Source organism: Psychrobacter sp. UBA2769 (assembly GCF_002352555.1).
Taxonomy (GTDB): Bacteria; Pseudomonadota; Gammaproteobacteria; order Pseudomonadales; family Moraxellaceae; genus Psychrobacter; species Psychrobacter maritimus.
The window spans coordinates 1-9,965 of sequence record NZ_DEIR01000007.1; the positions used below are offsets into that span (position 1 = coordinate 1).

The window sequence follows — 9,965 nt, forward strand, 5'->3', positions numbered from 1 at the left end:
CTGGCATGCTCTTAACCTTTGGTGTTTCGTTGCGATTAAATGAGCGTCAAACTCAGGTTTGAATTGCTGATAAAAGTCGTCAATATGGCAGTATAGTTCGGTTAGGTTGTCCATGTAAGAAGTCCTTGTTGTGAAGTTTGTCTTGGTAAACTCACTTTAACAACTTCGGACTTCTTTTTTTATCTTTTTTTGGGCCCTTATCCCGAACTGGGGTTATTATAGTTAAATGCAGACATATTTTTATACAGGTTGTTAAATACCGTGCTTAAAATAAGTTTTGTGCCCAGCGGGTAAAACGTTGCCAGATACGGCTCATAAAGCCTGATTGTTCGATATCGCTAGTGGCTACGATAGGCACTGAAGCAACTGCCTTGCCATCAATAACCGCCATCATTTTGCCAATTTCTTGACCTTTTTTGATAGGCGCTTCTAAGCTCTCAGGAATATCGACCACAGTAGTGATTTTATTCTTTTGCGTTTTATCGGTTAGAATTTGCAAACTGTCGCTAGTGGCAAGCTCTACTTCTGTCGCTTCGCCAAACCATACCGGTACTTTGCTAACAAACTGTCCAGCGGGTGCTTTAGTTACGGTAGTAAAATGACCAAAACCCCAGTTAAGTAGCTCACGTGACTGATCGGCACGGGCTTGCTGGCTTTCTGTACCCATAATGACAGAGATTAGGCGCATGCCATCACGATTACTAGAGGCGGCTAAGCAGTAGCCTGCCGCATCGGTATGACCTGTTTTGAGACCATCAACCGTAGGGTCAGTGGCTAGTAGGGCATTACGGTTACCTTGGGTAATACCGTTATAAGTGAACTCTTTTTCCGAATAAAGACTGTAATAGTCGCCACTGTTTTTGATAATTGCACGTGACAATATGGCCAAATCTAACGCTGATGCTTGGTGCCCTTCGTCTGGCATACCTGTCGAGTTGACGAAATGGGTGTTTTTCATCCCAAGCTTTTCTGCCTGCTCATTCATCAAGATTGCAAATGAAGCTTCGCTACCAGCAATATGCTCAGCCATCGCTTTTGAAGCATCGTTGCCTGATTGAATAATGATACCGCGTAACATATCGATGACGCTGGCGGTTTTATTGACCGGCACATACATACAAGACTGACTGCTACTACCACGGCACCAAGCATTCGGGCTCATCAAAACTTGTTCGTCTTCTTTGAGGTCACCTGATGCTAAGCGCTGCTCGATGATGTAACTGGTCATCATCTTGGTCAAGGACGCTGGTGGTAATGCTTGATTGGCATTTTTTTGTGCCAATATTTCACCAGTGTTGTAGTCCATTAATACATAAGCCGTATTTTCCATCTCGGGTGGCTGTATGGCTGCACTCGCCATCATTGCACTCATAGAAACACTGACACCCACTACCAGCTGTACTAACTGTTTTTTTACACGCTTTACTGTCATAGATTGTTACACCGCATCATAAAACCAAATGTATCTATCGCTTATATTTCGTGCGGATTCTCACGGTTAATCTATTGTGGCCCGCTTTAAAGCTGACTCTAAAGCTAAGATTTAAAACAGATTTTTGATGAGAGACTTAACGACTAAGCGATGGACATAAAATTAACGCCTTATCTTAGCAAAATGCCGACCGATGGGGAATCGATAAATACAATAAAATAGGACGCGACCAAAAACAGCGCATCGTTGCGATAAACCACAGCGTTTAGAAGGGCAAAAATATGGACATATAAAGCCCTTAGCTATAGATTATATTTCGATGCACGAATGCTTTTCTAACTGCCACAAAAAAGCCTGCTGCACCACCTGCGATACGCAGACCCGATGACAGCAAGCTTGATACTTTCTATAAGGTTAATTAATAAACTTATAGCGTTTTTAGTTGATTAACATTGATATAGTAAAAATAAGCAACTTGACGGTGATATGAGCAGTAGTTTTATTATGGTTATTTATCGCTACTTATCGTGCATATAAAGTAGATGCTAGCTTATGTTTATATCAATGCTTTTTATATCAGCAGTGCTTGGGCTACTACTTTATTTATACTTCTCTAAAAAAACAAGCTTCACTGTTTTTTATAATAGCTTATGAAGAATGTTTCTTAGGAAGATAGTTTTTAATAGCAGCTTTTATGAAAGGTAGCTTTATTAAAAGCACCTTTTATATTGAAAGTACTTTCTATGAAAATTGTTAAGAATACTCAGCATTCGCCAAATCTTCACATAAGGCTTTGTTATCTTGTCTAGAGAAACCCATCGTCCAACTGCGAATACCTTGCAATATCTGACGGTAATCTTGCTGGGTAGATAGATACTGAATAGCCGCTTTTGGGTCTTCTAATGACGGCATCAACTCATGCAACTGTACGTTATAAGATTTATAAAAACGCTGTTTTTGTTTGCCCGTCAGCATCGGTGGACATATCTCTGATAGCACTTGCATCACCGCAATTTCATGCTTAGTGATGTTAATACCAGATAAATCCAGAGGAATGGTCGTCGCTGAATTAGACGCGGCATTGGTAGCTTGAGACAGCATAGCAATAGACGTTATCAGTCCTGCTAGACCTACTTTTGAGGCGGTCTTCGCTATCACAGAAGCTATAGATAATATCGATTGATTATTCATTCAGTATTACACTCGCTTATCTTTGTTTGATGGTGCTATGTTAATCGGTAAAAAAATAAAAGTCACATAAAATATTGATTTATGTGTAGATATATTGTGAGCTAAGCCACGTTTACAGCAACATATCAGTAGTATGTAGTACTAAGTTACCTCAACATAAAAATATTCATTGATAATGTTGTACCTTGTTGCCTACTGTAACTCTATCGCCATGTTTTTATACTAAAAAATGGTCATTGTTGCTACTGAAAAATCGCCTATAAAAACTCGCCTATAAAACCGAATATCAGGAAAATTCTAGCCCAAGACTGGGTTCGTCTGGTGGCACTATTAGGGTATAATCGGCCGAAATATTTTGGGTATAGCCACTGACATAGTCTCGATAAGAGGGATTATAGCAATTTTACGATAACAAAGTAGCTAAGTGGACAGACGGTCATTAATAACTGTATTGGGCAGAATTGAGCAAAAATGAAAATTTTAATGAGTAATGATGATGGGGTGCATGCTCCGGGGTTGTTGGCACTGTATCACGCGTTGTCCACCATTGCAGAGGTGGTGGTGGTTGCGCCAAGTAATGAGCAAAGCGGCTGCGCAAGCTCCTTAAGTATCTCAACGCCGCTATATACTCATGAATTGGAGTCTGGTTTTATTGCGGTGAATGGTTCGCCAGCAGATTGTGTATATTTGGCGTTACATGAAATTTACCGTCATACCGATTTTGACTGTGTGATTACGGGTATCAATTCAGGGGCCAATCTTGGTCAGGATGTTTTATTTTCTGGTACATTTGGCGCCGCATTGACCGCGCAGCTTTTTGGCCTGCCAGCGATTGCCACCTCTTTAGTGGGCGGCGGGGTCAAAGGTACGGGGCAGGAGCAGGTAAGTCATTATCAAATGGCGGCTAATGAGATTGTCAAATTATTGACCGAAACTCCGATATTAGATGCTTGCAAAAATTTGCCCTATCATGTATTAAACGTTAATATTCCTGATGTTGATAGTGCCGATGCGATTAAAGGTCGAAAAATCACAGCTTTAAGTCACAGTGAGATTGCACGTCCTGTGCATCATGTGGTCGATCCACGTGGCCGCGATGCTTACTGGTTATCGCTACGCAAACGTCAAAGTACATTATCCAGTGAGCTATCAAGTGAACTATCAACAGAAAATGTAGACGCTCAAACATCGTCCATAGAAATGACGGATGACCAAGCGGTGGCAGCAGGGTATATTAGTCTATCGCCTGTGCGCCTGCATCATACGCCATCTGCTACCCTTGATACGCTCTCGGCGTTGGTGCTGTAAGTTGATAGGTTTATCCGTAGTGATATTTATTAGTGCTTAAAAATCGCTAAAAAACCATTGGTTATCCAATAATTAATCATGGTATCTGAGACATTAAACGTTATAACCGTTAGCAAAATGCTTGTGAGTAACACAAGGAATTTGTGAGCAACATAAAGAATAGGAAATCTTGTATGAAGAAGCTTATTGCTGGATCGCGCTTGGCAACAGTGGCATTGATGGGTACGCTGACAGCAGCCACATTAACGATGGTCGGCTGTGCCACCAAGCCCACTTATCAGGCAGCCAACCAAGCAGGACCTAAGATTATTACCAACGGACAAGGTGTTCCCAATTATCATCGCGTCCAGCGCGGTGATACGGTCAGCCAAATTGCGGCGCGCTATCGCTTAAACTATCGCCAAATCGGTGCGCTAAATGGCTTAGATAGTAAATATACGATTTATAGTGGTCAATGGCTCAAATTATGGCAAGGTGAGCCAGTACGCGCCACCAATAACAATCGCTATAACGCCTCTACACCAACGCAATCACAGCCGACCTATACGCCGCCTGTGACCAACACGCCCAATTATTCACAAAATCCTGTCTATGAAGTGACGGCCAACGCCACTTCAGGTTATGAATATCCGAGTCGCAACCAAGTGACGCGCAACTTTGATGCCGCCGCCGGTAACATGGGTATGTGGTTTGCTGGCACCATGGGCGATCCGGTACTTGCGAGCCAATCGGGAACGGTGCTTTATTCGGGTAATGGTCTGCCAGAGTATGGCAATCTGATTATGATTCGTCATAGCGATAACTATATCACCGCCTACGCGCATAACAGTGCGCTGCTGGTCAAAGAAGGTGACGCGGTACAGCGTGGTCAGCGTATTGCAAATATGGGTAGCAGCGGTCAGACCAATCAAGTAGGCTTGGAGTTCCAAGTACGCTTAAATGGCAATCCTATCGACCCGCGTGCGGTACTGGGACGTTAAAAAGGGACGTTAATAAAGGCGTTAAAAAGGACGTTAACTCTGTGGCAGCTTTTATAATAACTTGGCTATTTTAGTTAGTTTTATTAAAGCTGCGCCCATTAAGCTACTTTACTTATTCATACTTGAGATCTCTTATGTTATTAAAAAAACAATATCTGGCTTTGTTTCCCGCCTTAGTTATGGTTGGCTGTACCAGCCAGCAGGCGATGCAAAAGCCGAGCAAACCCGTACGCCAAGGTAATGTGCAAATTACCCAGACCCAAACCATTCAGGTGAAGCCAACGCCAGTACCTGTCGTTAAACCCACACCCGTTGCCAAACCAAGCTATAACAGTTTTTCTGATTGGAAATCTGATTTTTCTATGCGTGCGCTGGCATCGGGTCATGACGCATCAACGGTGCGTCGTTTGCTTGATACGGCTTATTTAAACCAACAAGTCATCTCGCTTGACTCAGGACAGCCAGAATTTTCTAAGATGCCTTGGGAGTATGTCGATTCTGCCGTATCAGATGGCCGTGTCAGCACAGGTAAGCGTAAGTTTGCCGAGCAACGGGCGTTTTTATCACAGTTAGAGTCGCAGTATGGCGTCAATGCAGAAATCATCGCTGCGATTTGGGGCATGGAGTCATCATACGGTGTGGTAACGGGTAATAGCAGTATTCCAAGCTCGCTTGCCAGCCTTGCTTATGATGGCCGTCGTCAAGAGTTTGCTGAAACCCAGTTATTATCACTAGCAACGCTATTGCAACGCGGCGATGTTTCATGGTCACAGCTCGATGGCTCTTGGGCAGGCGGCATGGGGCAAACGCAGTTTATCCCTGATACCTGGTTAAAACACGGCGTTGATGGCGATGGCAATGGACATCGTAACCCATGGTCGACAGGCGATGCTTTGGCGTCTACCGCTAATTACCTAAGTAATTCAGGTTGGGTGCGTGGTCTTGCGCCATTTTATGAAGCGACTGTTCCATCATCATTTGATTATTCATTGGTGGGTACCAAGCAGCCTGCTGCCAGATGGGCGTCAATGGGCGTCGATACCATAGCCGATGTCTACTTGGATGCCAATACTCAAATGGAGCTGTGGCTGCCCGCTGGTAAAGATGGTCCAGTATTGCTACTCAGCCCAAACTTTGATGTCATCAAAGTTTATAACAATTCATCGAACTATGCGTTAGGTGTGAGCTTATTGGGTAAAGCGCTTGCCGGTCAGAGTGGATTACAAAAATCATGGCCGCGCTATGAGCGTCCGTTATCAACGGCGCAAGTACGCAATTTGCAGCAGCGTTTGACCAGCTCAGGTTATGATACCAAAGGCACAGATGGTATCGTCGGCACCAATACGCGACTGGCATTCCAACGCTGGCAAGCAGATAATGGTCAAACCCCAGATGGTTTTATCACCCAGCGCAGCGCGTCTTCATTAGCAGGATGGTGAGACAGAGTAAAGTCACTGTTTTTGGACAATCGTTGTTTTCAGCGATGGTTTAAAAATAATAACTCTAATAAATAGGAAAACTCCGTTAATGACGGAGTTTTTTATTGGTGGATCTTTATAAAAATTGCAGCAGCATTTTAAATAGTCATCTTAAACTCGTACATATCAAACTCAGCATTATTATTGTCTGAATTTGCATCTGAATCTTCATCTCCCGTCACAGCACCAATCACCGCGCTGACTTTTGGCTGGCGTGTATCGCTATCTAACAATCGCCAATCACCAAGTACGTAGCGTTTTTTATTAGCGGTTGCTTGATGAATATCTGGACGATGGGTATGACCATGTAGTAAAGCATCATTATCATTCACGGCCTTTAGCACCGCATCTTCATTGACATCCATAATATACGCCGCTTTATTGGCATTATTCTGCTGGCTTTTTTGGCGCATTTTATCGGCGATAGCCAAGCGTTTTTCTAGTGATTTATTGAGCAAATACCACTGGGTTAACCGATTGCGCATGATTTTGCGAAAAAACTGATATTTCTTATCATCAACGCATAATGCATCGCCGTGTTCTAAGCGATAATTCTGCTGTCCAACGGTTAAGGTATACGGCTCATAAATAAGCTCAGCACCGAATAGATTGCAAAATGGCTGACCCAACAAAAAATCACGGTTGCCATGCATGATTAAAATTTCACAGCCAGCTACCCGTAGTTTTTTTAATTTAACGATAAGCGGGGTGAGCCAATGGGTTTGGCGCTCATCTTCTGATAATAATAAATAAGCATCATCACCAATCCACACCTCAAACCAATCGCCTAAGATAAATAAGCGTTTAAGCGCAGGCAAGGCAAGGCAATCATCAAGCAGCGCCAAAAAAGCCTGCACTAAGGCAGGCTCTTCAGGCGATAAATGCAAATCGCTAATCAATACTTGCCGCACCTCATGAGGGCGGGTGGTAATTAGATGGTCAAAACTTTGCATTTATCCTTATCCTCATAACTTTAAACAGTAACGACTCATAAGCTTGCACTGATTCATCGCTACTGAGTAATAACTATTGAAGAATGATTACTGAGAAACCGTTATTTAGTAATAATAGTCGCTGAATTGATAACCACTGGCTCTTTTGGCACATCAGCATGCATGCCGAAACGACCAGTAGGTACGCCGCGCATTTTTTCGATGACGTCCATACCGCTTGTTACTTTACCAAATACCGTGTAGCCCCAACCTTGCATGTTTTTGCCAGAATGGTTTAGGAAATCGTTGTCTTTTACGTTAACGAAAAACTGGCTAGTCGCTGAATGTGGGTCTTGCGTACGTGCCATCGCAATTGTACCTTTGTCATTCTTTAGACCGTTATCCGCTTCGTTTTCAACGGGCGCGTTGGTCGCTTTTTCATTCATCTCAGCGTCCATTCCGCCGCCTTGAATCATAAAGCCATCAATAATGCGATGGAAAATCGTACCGTCATAATGACCAGATTTTACATAGTTTAAAAAGTTTTCTACGGTTTTAGGTGCTTTTTCTTCATTGAGTTCGATAACGATCGCACCCATATTGGTGTCAAGTTCTACTACTGGTGGCATGTCTACCATGTGATATTCCTCTTTGATTGCAGCGCCTAACATGACGCTGTTAAGTGGTGGATGAAAAGTTGGTGATTAAAAAGTTATGGCTAGTCTAACGGCTTTTTTATCCCGTGTCATGTATCAGGCTGTTAATGCCTTTGCAAAAGCTGATAGAATAACGCAACTTTAACTTTTTACTATCATTTTTAATAACTTGTTTTTAATGATTTGGTTTGAATTTTCCATGCTGCGTGATGGCACGTAGCATGAACTGACAATTTGCTTTAGGAGCAATGCCCGATGAGTGAGCACTCAAGCAACAATGCACAAAAAGACGAACAAAAAAACGATTTTATTCGTAATATCATTCGTGACGATGTCAATGCGCAAAAATACCCACAAATCGTGACACGCTTTCCACCTGAGCCAAATGGTTATTTGCATTTAGGGCACGTGAAATCCATCTGTCTAAACTTTGGTGTGGCTAAAGAGTTTGGCGGTGTTTGTAACTTACGTTTTGATGACACCAATCCAACCGCAGAAAAGCAAGATTACATCGATAACATTAAGAACGATGTGAAATGGTTAGGATTTGAGTGGGCAGGAGAGGCGCACCATGCGTCAGGCTACTTCGACCAGTTGTATGCATGGGCCGTGCAGTTGATTGAGCAGGGCGATGCCTATATAGATTTGCAGTCACCTGAGCAGATTAAAGAAAACCGTGGCTCCTTTAATGAAGCTGGCACGCCATCACCACATCGTGATGCCAGTGTTGAAGAAAACCTAACGCTCTTTAATGATATGAAAGAAGGTAAGTTTGCGGAAGGTAAAGCCGTGCTGCGTGCCAAGATTGATATGGCCAGCCCAAACATGAATATGCGCGACCCTGTCATCTACCGCGTTATGCATCAAGAGCATCATCAAACGGGTGATAAATGGTGCATTTATCCGATGTATGATTTTGCTCATCCGCTCTCGGATGCACTCGAAGGCATTACTCATTCGTTATGTACGCTGGAGTTTGAAGACCATCGTCCCTTTTATGATTGGGCCGTTGAAAAAATCGGCTTTGACGTGCCACCGCATCAGTACGAGTTTAGCCGCCTAAATGTCGACCATACCATGACCAGTAAGCGCAAATTAAAGCAGTTGGTCGATGAAAATATCGTTAGCGGTTGGGATGATCCGCGTATGCCGACGATTGCTGGCATGCGCCGCCGTGGTTATACGCCAGAGGGTTTACGTGACTTCTGTGAGCGTGTTGGCGTGACCAAAGTAGACAGCGTTGTTGATTTTCGCTTACTAGAATTTAGTATTCGTCAATCATTAGAGACGACTACGGCTCGTGGTATGGCCGTGCTCAAGCCGTTAAAAGTGACGATTACTAACTTTAGCGATGCGGTCAGTAGTTGGGAAGCGCAAAAGGCTGATAGCGTTAATGCGCGTTGGGACGATGATGCACAGACTTTATGGCTCACGCAGCCAAATCATCCTAACGTCGATATGGGCGAGCGTGAAATCCCGTTTACCGAAACCCTTTATATTGACCAAGGCGATTACGAAATTGAGCCGCCAGCAGGGTATAAGCGCTTATCACCAGAGAAGAATGAGATTCGCTTGCGTAATACTTATGTATTGGCAGTGACTGAGCATATTACTGATGACGCTGGCAATGTCGTTGAACTAAAAGCAACGATTGATCCTGCAACGCTAGGTAATAATCCTGAAGGTCGTAAGGTTAAAGGCGTCATTCATTGGGTATCAGCCAGCCAAGGCGTCCCAGCGACCGTACGCATGTATGAGCAGCTATTTAGCGTCGAAGACCCAAGTAGCGTCGCTGATGTGCATCAAGCATTGAATCCTAACTCGTTGACTGAGCTCAATGCTGTGGTTGAGCCGTCATTAGCTAATAGTGATGGTGGCACGCGTTTCCAGTTTGAGCGTGAAGGTTACTTTATCGCTGATACAGAAGACCATAGCAGCGATAAGCCGGTATTTAACCAAATTGTTAGTTTGCGCGACAGCTATAAACC

The 9,965-nt window shown here is 43.5% G+C and carries 8 protein-coding genes and 1 pseudogene; 4 read left to right on the forward strand and 5 right to left on the reverse strand.

What is annotated here, in order from left to right:
- From B3Q63_RS02460 to B3Q63_RS02470, 3 genes and pseudogenes are all read right to left on the reverse strand, one after another.
- Nucleotides 1-114, reverse strand: a pseudogene (locus tag B3Q63_RS02460) (IS982 family transposase); the annotation flags it as partial.
- A 151-nt stretch (nt 115-265) separates the two neighbouring features.
- Nucleotides 266-1,432 carry a D-alanyl-D-alanine carboxypeptidase family protein gene (locus B3Q63_RS02465; RefSeq protein ID WP_296173355.1) on the reverse strand — a complete coding sequence of 389 codons (1,167 nt, stop codon included), beginning with the start codon at nt 1,430-1,432 and terminating at the stop codon, nt 266-268.
- 753 nt (nt 1,433-2,185) lie between these two features.
- Nucleotides 2,186-2,623: an MCR_0457 family protein gene (locus tag B3Q63_RS02470; protein ID WP_201562977.1), complete on the reverse strand. Its 438-nt coding sequence runs from the start codon at nt 2,621-2,623 to the stop codon at nt 2,186-2,188.
- Between the two features lie 471 nt (nt 2,624-3,094).
- Between B3Q63_RS02470 and surE the strand changes: the two genes are divergently transcribed.
- The 3 genes from surE (at nt 3,095) to B3Q63_RS02485 (ending at nt 6,350) form a co-directional block, all read left to right on the forward strand.
- Nucleotides 3,095-3,931: a 5'/3'-nucleotidase SurE gene (surE, locus tag B3Q63_RS02475; protein ID WP_296173363.1), complete on the forward strand. Its 837-nt coding sequence runs from the start codon at nt 3,095-3,097 to the stop codon at nt 3,929-3,931.
- Between the two features lie 173 nt (nt 3,932-4,104).
- Nucleotides 4,105-4,911, forward strand: a complete 807-nt coding sequence (locus B3Q63_RS02480) for a peptidoglycan DD-metalloendopeptidase family protein (protein WP_201628776.1) — start codon at nt 4,105-4,107, stop codon at nt 4,909-4,911.
- Nucleotides 4,912-5,045: 134 nt separating this feature from the next.
- A complete protein-coding gene (locus B3Q63_RS02485; RefSeq protein ID WP_296173366.1) occupies nt 5,046-6,350 on the forward strand; it encodes a lytic murein transglycosylase in 1,305 nt (434 codons plus the stop codon).
- A 137-nt stretch (nt 6,351-6,487) separates the two neighbouring features.
- Here the strand turns inward: B3Q63_RS02485 and B3Q63_RS02490 are convergent, their stop codons facing one another.
- Both B3Q63_RS02490 and B3Q63_RS02495 read right to left on the reverse strand, forming a co-directional pair.
- Nucleotides 6,488-7,342: a UDP-2,3-diacylglucosamine diphosphatase gene (locus tag B3Q63_RS02490; RefSeq protein ID WP_296173368.1), complete on the reverse strand. Its 855-nt coding sequence runs from the start codon at nt 7,340-7,342 to the stop codon at nt 6,488-6,490.
- 101 nt (nt 7,343-7,443) lie between these two features.
- Entirely contained in the window at nt 7,444-7,950 is a 507-nt protein-coding gene (locus tag B3Q63_RS02495; RefSeq protein ID WP_422662602.1) for a peptidylprolyl isomerase, read from the reverse strand.
- Nucleotides 7,951-8,232: 282 nt separating this feature from the next.
- Here B3Q63_RS02495 and B3Q63_RS02500 point away from each other — a divergent pair.
- A partial coding sequence (locus B3Q63_RS02500) for a glutamine--tRNA ligase/YqeY domain fusion protein (RefSeq protein ID WP_296173371.1) occupies nt 8,233-9,965 on the forward strand: 1,733 nt, incomplete at its 3' end.

What these genes read in the sequence shown, in the direction of transcription:
- B3Q63_RS02485 (WP_296173366.1), top strand. Translation starts at nt 5,046, where the DNA reads ATGTTATTAAAAAAACAATATCTGGCTTTGTTTCCCGCCTTAGTTATG.
- surE (WP_296173363.1), top strand. Translation starts at nt 3,095, where the DNA reads ATGAAAATTTTAATGAGTAATGATGATGGGGTGCATGCTCCGGGGTTG.
- B3Q63_RS02490 (WP_296173368.1), bottom strand. Translation starts at nt 7,342, where the DNA reads ATGCAAAGTTTTGACCATCTAATTACCACCCGCCCTCATGAGGTGCGG.
- B3Q63_RS02465 (WP_296173355.1), bottom strand. Translation starts at nt 1,432, where the DNA reads ATGACAGTAAAGCGTGTAAAAAAACAGTTAGTACAGCTGGTAGTGGGT.
- B3Q63_RS02480 (WP_201628776.1), top strand. Translation starts at nt 4,105, where the DNA reads ATGAAGAAGCTTATTGCTGGATCGCGCTTGGCAACAGTGGCATTGATG.
- B3Q63_RS02470 (WP_201562977.1), bottom strand. Translation starts at nt 2,623, where the DNA reads ATGAATAATCAATCGATATTATCTATAGCTTCTGTGATAGCGAAGACC.
- B3Q63_RS02495 (WP_422662602.1), bottom strand. Translation starts at nt 7,950, where the DNA reads ATGCCACCAGTAGTAGAACTTGACACCAATATGGGTGCGATCGTTATC.